This is a genomic window from Prosthecobacter sp. (assembly GCF_046154365.1).
Taxonomy (GTDB): Bacteria; Verrucomicrobiota; Verrucomicrobiia; order Verrucomicrobiales; family Verrucomicrobiaceae; genus Prosthecobacter.
On the sequence record NZ_JBJXFV010000023.1, the window covers coordinates 25,547 to 43,271 of the forward strand.

Genomic DNA, 17,725 nt, shown 5'->3' on the forward strand with positions numbered 1-17,725 from the left:
AAATGGATTGGATTACTTCACTTCCTCAACCTTGATCGTGTGTGTGACCGGTTTGATCTGCTTGCGCACGTTGGCGTCCATCTTGGCGTGCTCGTCCGCGAACTTCTTTTTCAGTTTCGCCAGCGCAGCGGCCACTTTGGGTTCCTCGGCGGCCTCGGCGACGACGACCCGCATGTGCGTGACGAAGCTTTTGATCAGCGTCGTCTCATAGGTCTGCTTCTGGCCGATGGCGTTGATCAAACCGGCAAACGCGGCATCAAACGGCGTCTGGGTGAACTCGGCGGCGATATTGACACCCGCTTCGAGCTGCTCGCGGCTGAATTCCTTTCTCTGCGCTCCCCAGGTGACCTTGGCCTTCGCGGTACCGAGGTTCTTCACCTGCAGCGTGAGGCGGTTGAGATCCTGATTGAAGCTGGTGAAGGGCAGGATGCTACGATTGCTACCAGCGCTCTTGGGATCGGCATCGAAGCAGAACGGCCACTTCGAACTCTCCAGCGACACACTGCCACCCTGACCCGCTTTGACCACATGGCCACTGCTGGCAGTGCCTTGACCCTTCATATCCACCGTGATCGTGCCGATCTCGCCATCAAAGCCCAGCGCCTTCAGAAACGCCTGCGCCATGAGAAGCTGGCCCGCAGCCGAAGGATGAAACCCGTCGCCACCAAAAGGGCCGTAGCCTTTGCCGAGCGCGGCTTTCGATTTCTCGAGAGCGCTCATCATCGTGTCATGCACGTTCGCAAACGGCTGCTTGTTCTCCTCCGCGAGCTTCTTCGCGATGTCGCGAAGCTGCGCGAGGTTTTCGTTGTAGATCTCGCCCTTGATCGTCGGACGCGTGAAGAAATCCGGATCGACACCGCCCGGTGAACCCACTGCCACAAGCTTCACGCCGACTTTTTTGAACCCAGCCAGGATGGCGCGCATGTTTTTCTCATACTCAGCGCCGATCTGCGGGGTGAAGGCCGTGTAGCTGCCGTCGTTCATGCCATAGCACGTCGTCGCGACGTTTGGATTGAACACCGCCAGGTCGTTTTCAAGCCGCGCCGCAAATCCACCCGCACGCTCGCCGCTCCAGCCAAACTGGAACACATGGATGTCGCTGCGGCCCGTGCAGGCCAGCAGGTAGGTCTCGATGTACTTGGAATAAATCTTCTGCTCCGTGATGCTGTCGCCGATCACGGCGACACGGGCGTTCGGGGGCAGCAGAGATTCAGCCCGCAGGCTGACAGAGACGAGGAGGAGGGGAAGGAGTGAGAGGAGACGCATGGTGGTTGGAAGGAGGGACTCACATACCGCCGGAAAGCGTGCGGCTTTGCAAGAATTGTTTTCGTGATCATCGGGCGTGGACTTGTCAGTCAGAGGGCAGTTGGCTAACATGATCCGCAAATGAGTGAATTGGAGCCAACCATGAATCCAGCAGCACCCGTGGCGGATGCTCCAATGAGGAGGCCACTGTCCAGTCAGGCTGCGGCGGGATGCCTCGCGCTGCCGGCGCTCACAGGGGGCTGTATGGCGGTGCTTTGGCTGTGCTTTCTGGTTATCGGTGCCGTGTCGTGGACTATCAGCATGCTGTTTGGCCATGATCCCAGGGGCGAGTTCTCCATGGGCGAAGTGAAACCTCACCACGATGTGGTGACCTGGACTTGGTTTTTGACCTGTTTGATGGCATTTCGGGCCATGATGGCAAGCACGCGAAAGCCCTGGGTGTACTGGCTTACGGCAGCGTGTCTCGCCTTCAGTAGTTTCCTGGCGTTGGGTTCGACCGCCATGACCGTGACCTGGCCTGGCCTCGAAGGTGATGCGAAGGTCGTGGCAGGTCAGTGGGTTGGATTTGCCATCGTCCTTTCCCTGCTTGGCTGGTTCGTCTTGAGCAAGGAGAGCCGACGATACTATCGAGTTTCCGCCAAATAGGACTTCGGTCGCAGAAACTTAAAGTGGCACAGGTTTGTAACCTGTGAGTCGGAGCGACTGGCTCAAGTGGACCCATGATGTCTGACGTGGCTGGCAGGCAAAGAGTAATGGGTCATCAGAGCATCGTCGTCATTTGAATACACATCGCCACCGCTGGTCCGGGCTAAGTCGCTGGACTTCACCGGACGAAGATGGGCTTTTTACGGGTGGCGACGACCGCCGCAACTGCGGCCTGCCAAGTGGCCATGGGGACCAGCCCCTTGCGGTCACGCGGCGTGCGGATGCGTATCTTCACGCCCTCAACGCTGATCGTGTGAACTTTAGGCGCAGTGGACTTTTTGTTTGAGCCTAGTTTGGTGACCGCTTTCATTGATGGCTAAGATGCCGAACGCGGGCGGCATGCCAAGCCCGAAAATCACCGCAGCATCGTCTCGGTCTGAGCGAGCACGTCACCAAACGGGATGCGTTCGAGCAAACCGAAACTCGGATGCCTGCCGAGGCGTTCGCGACTTGTCGCGGGACTGGTGAGGCCGCAGAGAAAGCGGGCAAGCTGGCGGGAGGAGCGGAGCGCGGCTTTGCGTTCGGCGATGACTTCATGAATGGCGGCGACGTGCTCGATGGTGATCGGCGGCGACTCGGATTGCGGGATTTCGCGCGGGGAATCGTCGGTGCGGCCTTTTTCGCGTTCTTTGCAACTCGTGCAGGTGCCGCAGTCGGTTTCCGTGGCTTCGCCGAAGTAGTTCAACAGCCAGCGCGTGAGGCAGCCACGATGCTGTGCCAGCTCCAGCACCTGCCGCAGGCGTTCAACATCGCGCTTTTCGCGTTCAGCAAACAGTGCCTGCATCTTTTTCGTGATTTCCTTCGGATCGCGGCGATGCGCATCCTCAGCGAGGCGATACTTCTGGCGGCTGCCGCTGGGCTTGAGTTCGATGTCGCCAGATTCTTGGAGCCAAGTCAGCGCTTTGAGCACGCGGTCGCGCGGTTCATTGAGTTCGGTGGCGGCTTCGTCGGGATTCAGCGTGATCCACTTGGTGCCGCGTTTGCCGCATTGGAACAAACGGCGCAGAAAGGCCTGCCGCTCAGGTTTATGACCGGAAAGGATGCGCTGCTCAGGCTGGATGAAGCGGAACTGATAGCTGGCATAAAACGAGCCGAGCGGACGCAGGATGCCGTCGAGCTCGAGGTTGGTGATGACCGTTTCTATGACCAGCGGGCGAATGTCCGTGGCGTGGGCGAGGTCGTACATCGAGATGTCAAACTCACCGCCTTGCAGCAGCAGATGGTCAAGAAGCTGGCGAATGGCCTGCGGTGTCGGCGTGTCGCCAAAAGTGAAGTTTTCGAGCACGATGCAGTCATCCGCACAGGCGAGCATCTCACAGACGGATGTCTTGCCATCGCGACCGGCGCGGCCGGTTTCCTGCGAGTAGTTTTCGAGCGTCTTGGGCAGATTGTAATGATACACGGCGCGGATGTCCGCTTTGTCGATGCCCATGCCGAAGGCGATGGTGGCGACGATAACATCCGTCTGGCCGTTCATGAAGGCATCCTGCGCGGCGTGGCGGTGTTCATCCGGCAAACCGGCGTGGTAGGCCAAAGCGTTGACGCCGCTCTTCTGCAAATGCGTCGCCACGGCCTCGGCGGTGTTTTGCAGCGTCACATAGACGATGGAGGGCACTTTGCGCTTGAGCAGCAGCTTCGTGAGCACGGGGAGGCGCTGCTGCGCGGTGCAGGGGGTGATGCGGAAATATAAATTCGGCCGCAGGAACGAGGTTTGCACGTGATCCGCCTGCTCGATGTCGAACGCGCGGCGAATATCCGCCGCGACCGATGGTGTGGCGGTGGCGGTGAGGGCGAGCACGGGCTTAATGCCGAGTTCCTTCGCCACCAGTGCGAGCCGCAGGTATTCCGGGCGGAAATTGTGGCCCCACTCGGAGATACAGTGCGCTTCATCGACCGCCATCATCGAGATTTTGAGCCGTTTGAGCCGCTCGACGAAGTTTTCATTCATGAGCCGCTCCGGCGCGATGTAGAGCAGCTTCAGCGTGCCGTTGCGCATGTCCTCAAAGACTTGCGCTGCTTCATCGGCCGAGAGTGATGAATCCAGCCGTGCTGCGGCGATACCACGCGCCCGCAGCGCCTGCACTTGATCCTTCATGAGCGCGATCAACGGCGAAATGACGAGCGTGACGCCATCCATGAGCAGCGCGGGCAATTGGTAGCAAAGCGATTTGCCCGCGCTCGTCGGAAACAGAGCTAATGCGCTTCTTCCAGCGAGCAGCGCCTCCATCACCTGCTCCTGCCCGGCACGAAAGGCCTTGTGGCCGAAGTGCTGTTTGAGGGCGGCGTGGAGATCGTGAGGCATGCGGCACTCATGGCACATTCAGGCTTCTGCCTGCAATGCAAACGTTGACTTGATTGGGGTCAAGGCTTCGCCTGTCAAGGCGTGGTCAAGAGTCGTGCAGCGACCTGCTTGACCAACTCTTGACCTCTTTGACGACTCTTTGACGGCGGCGTCACACCCAGCCATGACTGGCGACAATCTTGCGAATGATGTCGCGGCGTCTTTCAGGCGCGACACTGCCGCGCAATTCCGAAAGATGAGCACGCGGTACCGAATAGATCAGGTCGCAGCGGCAGAGCGTACTCCAGTTCAAACCGTCGGCTCCATTCAAGATCACCTAGTGCGGACCGGGCTGGTGGCCTGCTCGCAGGGTGGTGCAGAAAAGTACTTCCACCGTTTCTTTGCGCTCCACCCGAAGTGGATGAGAGACGATCACCGCTGGATGCTCACCCGCTCCAGGAAAGGCATAGGTTCGAATCTCCCACTGTTTCATGCTTCGGGCACGGTCAGTCCGGCGACGGAGTTTTCCACCGCTTCCCAAGCGGGGTCGGCGGCATAGATTTGCTCTGCATCTTCGCGGCTGAGTGGCTGCGGCAACAGCCAGCTCATGGATTCCTCCGTCTCCAACAACTCCACGGCCTTCACGACTGCCGCCTCCCGCGATGGAAAACGGCCCATCGCCACGAGGCGGCCAAGGAAGCTGTCCTGTTCGGCTGGCAGGGTAATCGTCATCTTGGATTCAAGAATGACATCCCGATGCCAGCCGGTCAACAGTCAAGGCTACGCCGGTCAAGACGTGGTCAAGTGTCGTGTTGATGGCCTGCTTGACCATTCCTTGACCTCTTGACGAATCCTTGACGGCTCCACCGCCCATCACTTGCTATGCGCGTCGCAATGTTCCGGCTCAGGGTCGGTTTCTTCGACGGCGGCACGGTCCTTGAGGAACTCCATGGCTTCCTGCAGGAGCAGGTCGCCGCGCACGTTGTCGATGAGGCCGCTCTTCTGCGCCTCGGCCATGAATTTCTTCGCGGGCACCTTCTGGCGCTCGGCAAGCTGGGCGAGGGCCATGGCGATCTTCTGGCCGGGGACTTCGAGGGCTTCCTTCTTGGCGATTTGTTCGAGGATGAAGCTGACTTTGACGTTCTGGCGGGCCTGATTGGTGGCGCTGTTGAGGATTTCGTCCTGCTGCTTCATCAGTTCTTCCTCGCCGATGCCTTGCTGCATGGCGCGCATGGCGATCTCATTGGTGCGGCGCTGCGCTTCGCGGTTCACGACTTCCTGCGGGAGTTCAAACTCCACTTTTTCAAAGAGGTGGGCGATGACCTGGTTGGACTTCGCGGCGTCACGGGCCTGTTCACGGCGGCGACGGATAGCGTCGCGCACTTCTTCACGCAGGGTTTCAAGCGTCATGTCATCACCGCCGACCTTCTTGATCAGTTCTTCGGTGAGTTCGGGCACGACCTTGTTTTTCACGCCATGGCACTTGGCGGCCAGGGCGATCGTCTTGCCGCGCAGCGCTTCAAAGTTGAAATCATCGGCGATGGTGATGTTCAGCGTACGCTCGTCGTCTTTGGCGATGCCGATGAGGCCTGCGTAGAAACCGGGGAGGAAATCGTCTTCTTCGGCGAGGAGGAACCAGTTTTCCTGCATCTCCTTGAGATGGGCGGGAGCGTCGGGCATGGCTTCGGCCAGCGGCTGGCCGTCGAGGCTGCCAGTGACGCTGAGAACGACGACATCGCCAATGGCGGCGGCACGTTCCACGTCTTCATAGGAAGACTGGTTTTCGCGCAGGTGGAGGAGATCGTGGTCCACATCGGCGTCGGTGACTTCGATGCGCGGGAGTTTGACGGGGATGCCGGTGTACTCGGGCAGCTCAAACTTCGGTGCGAGGCTCATCTCGATGGTGAAGCTGAAGCTCTTGTCCGTGTCGTGATACATCTTGTCGTTCACGGCCAGGACGTTGAGGAGTTCGAGGCCTTCGCTCTTCACGGCCTGACGCAGGCCTGCGCTGATGAGTTTTTTCTCGAGTTCGTCCTTCACCTCGTTCTCGTAGCGCTTGGCGACGATGCTTTTCGGCGTCTTGCCGGGGCGATAGCCGGGCAGGCGCACCATGCTGGCAAAATAGGTGAGGATCTCGTCACGCTCCTTGCCGACTTGGTCGGCAGGAACGCGGACGTGGGCGACGGCGCGGCAGTTGGGCTGATGTTCGACGTTGATGTTCATGAGAAAGGGTTTAGGGGCGAAGTGTTTTCCATCGCAAAAACCGGGCGGTGGAAGCCGCGTCCGGGCCGGAGGGGCGCGCATGATAGACAGTTTGCCGGTTTTGACAAACAGAGAACGCAACCCCCGATTCCCCCCTCCCATGCGCGTGTTTCAGAGATTTGAGGTCTGGCTGCTGCTGATCGCAGGCGGCATCGCCGTCTGGTGGTCCTTTAAATCAGACGCTCCATCGGCTGAAGACGGTCCCGTGGCCGAAATGAACGCCGATGCGCCCCTGCAACTCCGCCGCTGCACGCTGGAGCGTGATTTTGGCAACGCCCGGCTCGATCTCGAAGTGCGCTACAAGAACGCCAGCCCACGCCCGCTCTTCATGCAGCCGCCCGACGTGCGCCTGATCAATGCCGCCGGCAAGGACGTGCCACCTTTCGTCCTGCCCGTCGAACGCCCCGCCACCGTCGAGGCCCAAACCACCGCCGACCTCCGCCTGCGCTTCTGGCTGGAAAAAACCGACCTCACCGGCCCCCTGACCCTGGAAATCCGTGGTCAGAAGCTGGAAGTGAAGAACAACACACCACTCGATCTCGACAAGCTGCCGAATGGTAAGCCGAGGGTGTGGACGAGTGCGGCGTGGGCACCTTAACTTCCGATTGTTTCATGAGAAGCAGATCCCTCTAGCGAGCAGGAGTTGGAGCATTTGTATTACTGCTTGTGGCCCTGTTTGGGCCAAGCTGCGTCCATCTCTTTTATCGGCTGAACACACCGAAACCAGTCATCTTGTCCAATCGGCTGCATTATAACATCCTAGCAGGTGAAGAGAACGGCCTCGAACCAGAAGCCAAAGCAGCAAGCACCAAGGAAAGACACGCACTGTTTTTGTGGTTTCACGCCCGAGGACTGCATATCGACGAAGACGATGAATCCCATTCCATTTGGCACCCTTGGGCCGAACTCATCGACTATTGGAAGCTGCCATTGGAGTGATCAGTTCCAGCCTAACCACGCCGAGGGTTTGGAGAAGGTGCGTGAGAGTCGGTAAGCTGATCTGGAAACTGCGCGATGAAGTTCGGGCGCAGGTGCTTGTAAAAGTTCGCGTGAGCCTGGAGCACGCGGCAGGGATGACGTTGGGGATTGAGCACGCCGACGACTTTGTGAAGCTCGTGGCGGACATTCTTTACGGCCATGAGCAGGTCCGAGTCACCACTGATGATCACGACGCGCAGTCGAAGCGGTCGAGATGGGCGTCGTGAAGAAGTATTTGATCCCGGTGATCTGGTGATGGCCCTTGAGATGCAGTTCCGCCAACTGCTGCGAGTTCAGCCAGTGCCCCGAAGTAGAGGTTGAAGCCATCGACATAGACAATTGTTCTCACGCGATGCGAAGTGGATAAAAACAAGGGCCAGCGCTTTCGCGCTGGCCCAAGGCCGCTTCGCCGAAGCTACAACGGGGGATGACGACGGATTGACCGCCAACTCGTTGTCAGTGTCAAATTTCCGTTTGATCTCGCCATGATCACTTCTCCTTCAGCGCCCGGTCAATGTCCGCCCACAGGTCTTCGACGTGCTCGATGCCAACAGAAAAGCGCACCAACCCGTCGGTGACGCCGGCGGCTTCGCGGGTGGCTTTGGGGATCGAGGCGTGGGTCATGCTGGCGGGGTGGGCAACGAGGCTTTCGATGCCGCCGAGGCTCTCGGCTTGCGTGAAGAGGCGAAGGCGGCGGATGAAATCGAGGGTCTTGACGTAGCTGAGGCCGAAGTCGGCGAGCAGCATGCCGGAGCCGGATTTCATCTGCTTCTTGGCGAGTTTGTACTGCGGATGGCTGGGCAGGAACGGGTATTTGACGCTCTTCACGCCTTTGCGGCCTTCGAGACGCTTGGCGAGTTCGAGGGCGTTGGAGGAATGGCGTTCCATGCGCAAGGCCTCGGTTTTGGCGCCACGTGACGTGAGCCAGGTGTCGAAAGGACTGGGCTGCAAACCGATGGCTTTTTGAGCAAAGATCATTTTCTCCTGCCACTCGTCGGAGTTGGTGCAAACCGCGCCGCCGAGGCTGTCGCTGTGGCCGTTGGTGTATTTGGTGGTGCTGAGCAGGGAGAGATCGGCACCGAGATCAAGCGGCTGCTGAAGCAGGCTGGAGGCGAAGGTGTTATCGACCGCGACAATGCTGCCGACGCTGTGTGCGGCGGCGCTGATGGCCTTGATGTCGAGGATTTTCAGCAGCGGATTGGTGGGCGATTCGAGCCAGACGAGCGCGGGCTTGAGGTCGGCGATGAGGCCGTAGTTCGCGGCGTTGGCAAGGTTGGCGTATTTGATGGTGACACCAAAGCGACGCAGCACTTTTTCAAAGATGCGGTAGGTGCAGCCGTAGATCTGCTGCTCGGAGAGGATCACATCGCCCGCTTTGAGTGAAAACAGGATGGCCGAGATGGCGCTGAGGCCGCTGGCGAAGACGGTGCAGTGCGTCGCGTTTTCGAGGCTGGCGAGGGTGGTCTGGAGGTTGCGGAAGTTGGGATTGCCGGAGCGGGTGTAGTCAAAGCCGGTGGGATTGCCGGTTTCAAACGTGGACGTCATGTAGATCGGCGGAATGACTGCGCCGGTCTCGCTGCGGTAGTCCTGGCCCACATGAATCGCACGAGTTTCAAAGCGTGCGTCGGGAGGAATGGTGGGGTCGTCTTTCATGGCGTGATGAGTGACATGCAGAATTAGCTTTGCAAGGCCCCTGCGCTCATGCTTTATGAATCAAATCTGATCTTTCATGTCTGACCCTACTGCTCCTCGAAAATTCCGTCGCGTTCTGCTCAAACTCAGCGGTGAAGCGTTGAGACAACCGGGGAGCACCGACAACATCTCTCCGCCCATCGTTGAAGACATGGCGGCGCAGATCAAAGCGGCGCATCAAACGGGCCTCGAAATCGCCGTGGTCGTCGGCGGTGGCAACTTCTGGCGTGGTGTGACGGCCAGCAACAAGGGCATGGAGCGTGCCACGGCGGATTACATGGGCATGCTGGCCACGGTGATGAATTCGCTGGCCTTGCAGAGCATGCTGGAGGCGATGGATGTGCCGTCGCGGGTGCAGAGCGCAATCAAGATGGACAACGTGGCCGAGCCCTTCGTGCGCCGCAAAGCGATGCGCCATCTCGAACTGGGCCGCGTGGTGATCTTCGCCGCTGGCACGGGCAATCCGTTTTTCTCCACCGACACCACCGCCGCGCTGCGCGCCAGCGAGATCAATGCCGAGATCGTGCTCAAAGCCACGAAGGTCGATGGCATCTACGATGCTGATCCGGCGAAGAATCCGAACGCGGTGAAGTTTGACCGCATCAGCTTCCACGAGTGCCTGACACGCCAGCTCAAGGTGATGGACTCCACGGCTTTCTCGCTGTGCATGGAGAACAACATGCCCATCGGCGTGTTCAGCATGAACGAACCGGATAACATTCGCCGCGCTCTCGTCGGCGAATACATCGGCACGATGGTCGATGCCAACGGCTGATCTTTGATTTCAAATTTGAGATCTGAAATTACAAATCCCAAGACTATGGACCCTGAAATAACCATGCTGGAGGCCGATGAGGCCATGACGAAGGCCGTCGAGCACGCCATCCACGAATTTGCCACCGTGCGCACGGGCAAGGCCAACCCCACGCTGGTCGAAAACATGGACGTGCATGTGATGAGCTACGGCAGCCACATGAAGCTGAAGCAGCTCGCGATGATCACCACGCCAGATGCGCGTCTGATCCGCATCGAGCCGTTTGATCCTGCCACGCTCCAAGACATCGACCGCGCGATTCGTGAATCACGCCTCGGTTTGAACGGCAGCATCGAAGGCAAGGTCATCCGTTTGCCGATTCCATCTCTCACCACCGAGCGCCGCGAGCAGATGGTGAAGATGTGCAAGACCCTCGGCGAAGACGCCCGCGTGCGCGTGCGTTCTGCGCGGCGCGATGCACTGGAAGCCATTAAGAAAGGCGAAAAAGACGGCAGCATCACTGAGGATGATCTCCACCGCATGGAGAAGGAAATTCAGACCATGACCGACAAGAAGATCGCCGAAATCGACCAGCATGTAGCGTCGAAGGAGAAGGAGATTATGACTGTTTAACCAAGTGCTCAGTGCTCAGTGCTCAGTTCATGTCCATGACACTGGGTTCAACTGAGCACTGAACACTGAGCACTTTTTGTTCTGTGTTTCCCGCCTGCGACTACCTCGATCTCACTCACACGAAGCATGGCATCCTGTTCCCGGATGACTCGCCGGTGTGGACGGCGCTGACGCGGATCGAGTCATATCTGGAGTTCCGGCTGCAACGCGAGATTCGCGTGCAGGTGCCGCCGGGGGCGTTCATCGGCGAGGATGTGTTCATTGATGAAGGCACGACGCTGGAGCCAGGAGTGGTGATCAAAGGCCCCGCTTGGATCGGGCGGAACTGCCAGCTTCGCGCAGGTTGTTACATCCGTGAGAACGTGATCATCGGCGACGGCTGTGTGCTCGGAAATTCGTGCGAATTCAAGAACTGCGTGATTTTCGACGGCTGTGAGGTGCCGCACTACAACTACGTGGGCGACTCGATCCTCGGCCACAAGGCGCATCTGGCGGCAGGAGTGATCCTTTCCAATGTTCGCCTCGACCGACTCGAAGTCACCGTCAAGACGGACACCGACATCATCCCCACCGGACTGCGAAAATTCGGCGCGATCATTGGCGACTACGCGGAGATCGGCTGCAACAGCGTGATCAGCCCCGGCAGCATCATCGGGCGGCGGAGCATCGTGTATCCGCTGACGCATTTCAGCGGTGTGCTGGAGTCTGATCTCATGCTGAAGACGCGGCAGACGCAGCAGGTAGTGAAGCGGAGGAAGTAAGGGCGAAGGTTGAATACAAGCGCGTGTGTGGCGTCAGAGTCGTATCACCTAGCCCATGAATGCCCGACTCCGTTCCCTTTTTGTCGTCACAGCGCTACTGCCACTCGCCAGTTGTGACCAATCCACGCCGCCCGCAGCTGCTGAAGCTGCAGTGGTCGTGCCAATCACCGCCGAAGCGGAAAACCAGCTTGCCGAGGCACGCGATGCCTTGCAGCGACAGGCCCTGGAGATCGAGACGAAGACCGCGCTGATGGAAAAGCAGCTCGCTGAAATGGGACAAGCGCTCAAGGATCGTGAAAACGCCGAACTGCGCGGTTCGCTCGATGCTTTGAAGCAACAGAACGACGATCTGCGAGTGCAGGCGGAGGCCGCACGGCGGCAGAGCAACGTGATCACGCAACGCATCGCCTCCAGCGTGCCGCCGCAGGTTTCGGTGCCGCGTGATTACTCGATGTTCTATGAGCGCCTCGCCCCCTTTGGCCGTTGGATGGATGTGAACGGCTACGGCTATTGCTGGCGGCCGACGCTCACGGGGTCGCAGGGCTGGCGGCCGTATGTGGATGGCTGCTGGGTGTGGTCGTCGCTGGGCTGGACGTGGCAGTCGAACGAACCGTTTGGCTGGGCGACGTATCATTATGGCCGTTGGGTAAATCTCTCGCGCTACGGCTGGGTATGGGTGCCCGGCAGTGATTGGGCTCCCGCATGGGTCGCTTGGCGGCAGAGCCGCGATCACGTCGGCTGGGCACCGCTGCCGCCAGAACGCGGCAGCTACAGCGGGGTGTATCGCGATTGCGATTCGCAGTACAATCTCGGACCGAGCAGCTACACCTTCATCACCACGAATCACTTCGTGCGTCCGAGCTACACGACGGTGTGCGCGCCTGTAACGCAGAATGTCACGATTTTTCAAAGCAGCGTGAACAACACGCAGATCGTGCGTCGGGGCGGTCATTCCCGCGAAAACGCCAATGTCTTTATACATCAAGGCGGTCCGCCGCGGGCGCAGATGGAGCATTCCAGCGGGGCACGCGTGCCTCAAAGGCAGTTGAATGTAGCTGTTGCGAGTGAGCTGCCTCCTCAGCGGGAACGCCGAGATGGACGCCCAGATCGCGAAGTCGCGCCAGAGCTTGCCATCGTCGAACTTCCTGCTGCCAGAGCCGATGCGCCGCCAGTGCGTCCGCAGAACGTCGAACGCATCGAAAAGCCGAAAGTCGTGAGTGGTTTTGAAGGTGTGCCGCAGCGTGCGGCCGCAGAGATCCGCGAGACGATTGCCGAAGAAAAAGCGACGGCGGTGGTGCAGCAGCAGCCAGTGATCGAGAAGCCCGCCGAAGTGGCTGACCAACCTGCGGAATCGCCTAAAAAGAGGAACCCAAGGCCCGAGGGGGCGGCACCCGAACGGGAAACCGTGCGTCCAGCCGTGGCCGTGAGTGAAACTGCGCCAGCGCCGACCGTCGCACCGCCTGTGATTACGCCCGCAGCCGCAGATGCGTCGGCACCTGCCGCCGTTGTCGAAACCAAACCGGTCACTGCGCCCGAGACCGTTCCAGCCGTGGTCATGCCACCTACTGCCATCACCACGCCCGAACCCAAGATTGTGGAGAGTGGTGCAGCACCCGCCTCGGTCCCAGCGGCTCCTGCCACCGTTCCTGCCGTTGAATCGATGAAGCCGGAGACGCCTGCCGTGGTCGTCACCCCTGTAACAGAGCCGGAAAAAGCTCCTCAGACGCCCGTGGTCGTCATGCCCGCCGTGACGCCTGCTGTTCAGACCGAAACAGTGCCCCAGCCTGCGGCTGCCACCGCTGCACAGCAAGCCGCCGCCGAAAAAATGGCCGCTGATCAGGCTGCCAGCGCCAACGCAGCCGCCGAAGCTGAAAAAGCGCGTTTGATGGCCGCCGAGCAGCAGGCTCAAGCCGCTGCCGCCATACAGCAACGCCTCCTCGCCGACAAAATGGCCGCCGAGCAAGTCGCTGCCACCGCCGATGCCGAAAAAGTCCGCATGCAGGCTGCTGAAGCACAGCAGCGGGAAGCTCTTGCGGCTCAACAGCGCATGGCCGCTGAACAAGCGGCAGTTGAGGCCGAAAAAGCCCGACAACAGGCTGAAGCTGCGGCGATGCAGCAGCAGCGGGAAGCCTTGGCTGCGCAACAACGCATGGCAGCCGAACAAGCCGCTGTGGAAGCAGAGAAGGCCCGTCAGCAGGCTGAAGCCGCCGCTATGCAGCGCCAGCAAGAAGAAGCCGCCCGCAAGGCTGCGGAAGAGCAGCAGATGCGTCTTGCCCAACAACAGGAGGAGCGTCGTGCCCAAGAAATGGCGCAGCGTCAGGCCGAAGAAGCCGCCCGTCGTGCCCAGGAGGCGGAGATGCGCCGCGTTCAGGAAATGGCCCAGCGTCAGGCTGAGGAGCAGGCACGCCGTGCCGCAGAGGAACAGATGCGTGCCCAGCAAGAAGCCGCTCAACGTGCCGCTCAAGAAATGGCGCAACGTCAGGCGGAGGAAGCCGCCCGTCGTGCTCAGGAAGAAACCCAGCGAGCTGCTGCTGAAGCTGCTGCACGCGCCGCCGCAGAAGCCGCCCGCAATCAGCCGCAGCCAGCACCGCCGGGGCAGTGATCCCGTAGCTTGGCTCTCCAGAGCCGAGCCGCTGGGTCTGTGGTTGCCACCCAATGGACGCTCGATCTCGGCTCTGGAGAGCCAAGCTGCTTCACACCCGCAGCATGTCCTTCACCACCTGCCAGTAGAGGAAGATGCAGCCGCGCCAGGAGTAACGGAATTCGCCGTTGCCGGTGGGTTCGATGACGCCGGCGGTGATGTTGTGGTCGATCTGGGCGCTCATGTCGCGCTCGATGTAGGCGTGCAAAAATTCGGTGTCCTGGAGCGCGAGGTCTTCATGGCGGATGCCTTCGTGTTGGAGAAAGGCATCGTGGCGTTCCAGCAGTTCCTCAAACGAGGCGGCGTGGGTGAAGCGGTTCAGCCGGTGTTTGGGCGAATGCTTCATCGTGGCGGCGAAGGGATAGTTCGTCGTGGTGAAGGTGACGTCGCTGCTGGCCCGTGAGGTGAGGCTCACATACGAAAAGCCGAACTCGCCCTGCTGCGCGAGAGCGATGGAGGCCTGCGTGCGTTTTTCCTGATGATAAAACAGACGCATGAAGGTGTCGGTCTGGCTCCACTGCCAGCCGGTATCACCGACTTCGGTGAAGCCGGCGTCATCCGCCTCGCTGCTGAGATCGCTGAGTTCAGGGAACACGTCCCGCGTGGGCGGGAAGCGGTGTTTGACCTCGCTCTTGATCGGGAAACGCAGTCGGCGCACTCGAAAAATGATTTCCAGCCATGGCAGCATGAACCAGAAGCTGAGGCAGACGAGACCACCGAGATGCTGGTCGCCGCTCAGGTAATAGCCGCCGAGATACGAGGCACCCAGTAGCGCGAGCCAGCCGAGCTTCTGAATGAAGCGGTTGTCGAACGAGCGGCAGGCGATGGCAAAGATGATGGCCGCCGCGACATATAGAATGTGCTGGAGAATGGTTTCCATGAAAGCCGCAGGACTGGGTGCGGCACCGAGACTAATGGAACTTTTCCAGTGAAGCAACCTTGCTTCCATCCGCATCACGCTCGGAAATGATGAGGCCGGACGCATCTCCCGATGCGCCCGGCCCGACCTTGACCAACCAAACGATGTCGTGTGCGACGGTTAGAAATTGATCTGCGCCTGAATGCCGATGTAGCTGACGTTCACATCGCGATAGCGTGGGCCGAGTCCGCCAGGATTGTCCGTGGTATTGGTGCGGGTGCCATTGGAGTACAGGAACGTCATTTCGAACTCCGGGTAAGGCACATAGCGCATGCCGAAGGCGACCTCGTTCACGCGGTTTTTCGGGGCGTTGGTGGCGAATTTGCGCGCACCGTCAAACGACTGCATGCGCACGAAGGGGATCAGCTCGGACTGATTTGGAAACACATGGCGATAGCAGGCCTGGATATAGCCGCCTTCCAAGCTTTCGCTGGCAATCGTGAGCATGTTCGGGCTGAGCTGCGGACCCTTGCCCCAGGTATATTCAGCTTCGAGACCAAACGGTTGCGGGTAGAGGATGGCATTGACCGCAGTGCGTTGATCGCGGACGCCGTGGGCGGCGACGGCGGGTGCCGCCAAGGCCCCCATGGCGGCCGTGCCAGGCCTGAAATTGCCCGTGTAAAAGCTGGCACCGATTTCAAAAAACTGCCCGTTGTCGAACTCAAAGGGATAGGCGGCGTGGACAATGTAATGCATCTTGCCGTTGTTATCGTTGTTGTTGATGCCGGTGCCGTTGTAAACGCCTGCACTCAACACCCCATAGTCGCCGGAGCCGCGCAGGCCCATTTTGACGAGGTTTTTAAACCGTTCGCGAATTTCATAGGGTGCCCAGATCAGGTAGGCCCCCATGTCGCGTTCACCCTCAACGGCTGAGTTCAGCGCATCCGCGCGCTCCAGCGCCAGACGGTTTTGCGAGGATTGCAGGTTGGACCAGCCGTAGGGCACCTTGGACTGCCCGAGGCGGAAGCGAAACTCACGAGCCGGATCCAGCGAGATGTCCGCATACAGGTCACGGGCCTGGAGGGCCGTGGTGGTGCCACCGCTGGTCGAGCCCACGCCCGCAAAGAAATCCATCTGCGCATACAGATAGAGATGATTGGTGACGTCGCCGCTGAAAACCAGGCGACCACGACGGATGCCCATGGACTGCGTGTCGCTCACAAAGGGGTCATTCGCTACGTTCACTCCAGGAACATCGTCATCACCGAGCAAGCTGTACAAACGGGTCTGAACATAGCCTTTCAACTTGAGGCGCTCGTACCACTTGTCTGCCAGCAGGACATCAATGTCGGCTTTGGACATCGTTGCTGGCGAGGTGTTGTCGGTGATCTTGGAAATCTCCTCGACCTGTCCCTTGGTATTGGTGATTACGTTTTCGAGGTTGCCGACTTTGCTTTCAGTTTGGGCCAGACGCCTTTCCAGTGAAGGTGAAGAAGATCCAGAAGCCGGGGCAACGGCAGTCGATCCTTTTTTCTCATCCGCACGCATAGCGGCGACGAGCATGTCGTACTCATCCTGGGTCAGGGACCCCTTCGATTTCAGAATGTAGAACAGTTTTTCCATCGCCGGACTGGCAACGATGGGCAGGGAGGGTGGCAATGCGATGATGACTGCTGCGAGAGCAGCCAGCACGCGAGAGATGCGGGAGTGTGTGATGCGCATGGGTGATGTGTGGAGTGGAGAATGCTCCCCAGGTGATGCGGCATCGCCCAAGGACGAGTGTCACATGGCTGTAACCTGATAATCTCGCCAGATGCTAAATGTGACGCTTTTGACACATACGGATGCATGTTTGAGCGTATTCCGATTGACCGCCGGCCGCCGCCTCTCAAAACACGCTCTGTGACGCTTTCGTCACAGAGCGTGTTTTGACCCGCTGGCTGCCGCGCTCAATATCGTCGCGACGCCTGACAACCGGCGCACGGTGCAAACCGCGACCGCATACCATCCACACCCTCCCACATGAAGACCGCCATCCTCACCCTCGTCACCACCTTCGCCGCAGCGCTCTCGCTTCAGGCCCAGACCACCCTCCGCATCCGTGGTTCGGACACCCTCGGTGCCAAGCTCGTCCCCGCCCTGGCGGAAGGCTTCAAGAAGCAGGGCGGCAAAGTCAGCTTTGACATCGCCGCCGAAGGCTCCTCCACCGCCTTCACCAATCTCGCTGCCGGCACCGCCGAGATCGGCATGTCCTCCCGCAAGATCAAAGCCGACGAGCGCACGCTCTGCCGCAGCAAGGGCATCGACATCAACGAGATCGAGATCGCCTGGGACATGATCACCCTCGTGGTGAACAAGAACAACCCCATCGCCGACCTCAAAAAGAAGCAAATTTTGCAGATTTTCGCCGGTGACATCAAGGACTGGAGCGAAGTCGGCGGCACCCCCGGCCCCATCTCCGTCTATACCCGCAATACCTCCTCCGGCACCTACAAGGACTTCATGGGCATGGCCATGAAAGGCCGCGAATACGGTGCCAACAGCCAGAAAATGGCCGGCAACGAGCAGATCGTCTCCGAAGTGGCCTCCAACTCCAACGGCATCGGCTACATCGGCTATGCCTACTCGGGCGCCAAGGGCATCAAAATCGTGTCTCTCGACGGAGCCGCTCCGAATCCTGCCGCCGTGAAGAGCTACCCGCTCTCCCGCCCCACTTTCCTCTACACGAATGGCGAACCCACTGGCAATGTGAAGGCCTTCATCGACTTCTGCCGCAGCCCTGCTGGCGCCGCCATCATCACCAAAGGCGGTTTCGTTCTCGTCAACTGAGTGAGGCAATCGTTGGTTGACCCTTCTCAAAATCCGGCGATGGAGAACTGGCTTCTCTTCGCCG

16 protein-coding genes are annotated in these 17,725 nt (G+C 59.7%); 7 read left to right on the top strand and 9 right to left on the bottom strand.

From position 1 onward, the window contains the following. Positions 1–12 precede the first annotated feature (12 nt). The gene (locus ACKVY0_RS02995) at positions 13–1,266 is read right to left on the bottom strand and encodes an SGNH/GDSL hydrolase family protein (RefSeq protein WP_409213307.1); all 1,254 of its coding nucleotides are present in this window, start codon (positions 1,264–1,266) and stop codon (positions 13–15) included. Between the two features lie 141 nt (positions 1,267–1,407). On the opposite strand from ACKVY0_RS02995, the gene ACKVY0_RS03000 reads away from it, so the two are divergent. Beyond that, complete coding sequence (locus ACKVY0_RS03000; RefSeq protein ID WP_409213308.1) at positions 1,408–1,911, top strand: hypothetical protein; 504 nt, start codon at positions 1,408–1,410, stop codon at positions 1,909–1,911. A gap of 178 nt (positions 1,912–2,089) precedes the next feature. Here the strand turns inward: ACKVY0_RS03000 and ACKVY0_RS03005 are convergent, their stop codons facing one another. From ACKVY0_RS03005 to tig, 4 genes are all read right to left on the bottom strand, one after another. Continuing rightward, positions 2,090–2,281 (bottom strand): hypothetical protein, encoded by a 192-nt coding sequence (locus ACKVY0_RS03005; RefSeq protein ID WP_409213309.1) that lies wholly within the window; start codon positions 2,279–2,281, stop codon positions 2,090–2,092. A gap of 45 nt (positions 2,282–2,326) precedes the next feature. Further along, positions 2,327–4,273 carry an ATP-dependent DNA helicase RecQ gene (locus tag ACKVY0_RS03010; protein ID WP_409213310.1) on the bottom strand — a complete coding sequence of 649 codons (1,947 nt, stop codon included), beginning with the start codon at positions 4,271–4,273 and terminating at the stop codon, positions 2,327–2,329. 468 nt (positions 4,274–4,741) lie between these two features. Beyond that, the gene (locus tag ACKVY0_RS03015; RefSeq protein WP_409213311.1) at positions 4,742–5,023 is read right to left on the bottom strand and encodes a type II toxin-antitoxin system ParD family antitoxin; all 282 of its coding nucleotides are present in this window, start codon (positions 5,021–5,023) and stop codon (positions 4,742–4,744) included. A 102-nt stretch (positions 5,024–5,125) separates the two neighbouring features. Beyond that, positions 5,126–6,475 carry a trigger factor gene (gene tig, locus ACKVY0_RS03020; protein ID WP_409213312.1) on the bottom strand — a complete coding sequence of 450 codons (1,350 nt, stop codon included), beginning with the start codon at positions 6,473–6,475 and terminating at the stop codon, positions 5,126–5,128. 139 nt (positions 6,476–6,614) lie between these two features. Between tig and ACKVY0_RS03025 the strand changes: the two genes are divergently transcribed. Continuing rightward, complete coding sequence (locus ACKVY0_RS03025; RefSeq protein WP_409213313.1) at positions 6,615–7,112, top strand: hypothetical protein; 498 nt, start codon at positions 6,615–6,617, stop codon at positions 7,110–7,112. A 554-nt stretch (positions 7,113–7,666) separates the two neighbouring features. On the opposite strand, the gene ACKVY0_RS03030 is transcribed toward ACKVY0_RS03025, so the two are convergent. Further along, positions 7,667–7,819 (bottom strand): hypothetical protein, encoded by a 153-nt coding sequence (locus ACKVY0_RS03030; protein ID WP_409213314.1) that lies wholly within the window; start codon positions 7,817–7,819, stop codon positions 7,667–7,669. 162 nt (positions 7,820–7,981) lie between these two features. Beyond that, positions 7,982–9,145: a trans-sulfuration enzyme family protein gene (locus ACKVY0_RS03035; protein WP_409213315.1), complete on the bottom strand. Its 1,164-nt coding sequence runs from the start codon at positions 9,143–9,145 to the stop codon at positions 7,982–7,984. 76 nt (positions 9,146–9,221) lie between these two features. Here ACKVY0_RS03035 and pyrH point away from each other — a divergent pair, with 76 nt between their 5' ends. The 4 genes from pyrH (at position 9,222) to ACKVY0_RS03055 (ending at position 13,934) form a co-directional block, all read left to right on the top strand. Next, the gene (pyrH, locus tag ACKVY0_RS03040; RefSeq protein ID WP_409213316.1) at positions 9,222–9,959 is read left to right on the top strand and encodes a UMP kinase; all 738 of its coding nucleotides are present in this window, start codon (positions 9,222–9,224) and stop codon (positions 9,957–9,959) included. Positions 9,960–10,004: 45 nt separating this feature from the next. Next, positions 10,005–10,571 carry a ribosome recycling factor gene (gene frr / locus ACKVY0_RS03045; protein WP_409213317.1) on the top strand — a complete coding sequence of 189 codons (567 nt, stop codon included), beginning with the start codon at positions 10,005–10,007 and terminating at the stop codon, positions 10,569–10,571. 83 nt (positions 10,572–10,654) lie between these two features. Further along, entirely contained in the window at positions 10,655–11,332 is a 678-nt protein-coding gene (locus tag ACKVY0_RS03050; protein ID WP_409213318.1) for a UDP-N-acetylglucosamine diphosphorylase, read from the top strand. Between the two features lie 55 nt (positions 11,333–11,387). After that, the gene (locus ACKVY0_RS03055) at positions 11,388–13,934 is read left to right on the top strand and encodes a DUF6600 domain-containing protein (protein WP_409213319.1); all 2,547 of its coding nucleotides are present in this window, start codon (positions 11,388–11,390) and stop codon (positions 13,932–13,934) included. Positions 13,935–14,025: 91 nt separating this feature from the next. On the opposite strand, the gene ACKVY0_RS03060 is transcribed toward ACKVY0_RS03055, so the two are convergent. Both ACKVY0_RS03060 and ACKVY0_RS03065 read right to left on the bottom strand, forming a co-directional pair. After that, complete coding sequence (locus ACKVY0_RS03060; RefSeq protein WP_409213320.1) at positions 14,026–14,853, bottom strand: hypothetical protein; 828 nt, start codon at positions 14,851–14,853, stop codon at positions 14,026–14,028. Positions 14,854–15,012: 159 nt separating this feature from the next. Next, positions 15,013–16,554 (bottom strand): porin, encoded by a 1,542-nt coding sequence (locus ACKVY0_RS03065; protein ID WP_409213321.1) that lies wholly within the window; start codon positions 16,552–16,554, stop codon positions 15,013–15,015. A gap of 300 nt (positions 16,555–16,854) precedes the next feature. On the opposite strand from ACKVY0_RS03065, the gene ACKVY0_RS03070 reads away from it, so the two are divergent. After that, a complete protein-coding gene (locus ACKVY0_RS03070; RefSeq protein WP_409213322.1) occupies positions 16,855–17,661 on the top strand; it encodes a PstS family phosphate ABC transporter substrate-binding protein in 807 nt (268 codons plus the stop codon). Positions 17,662–17,725 lie beyond the last annotated feature (64 nt).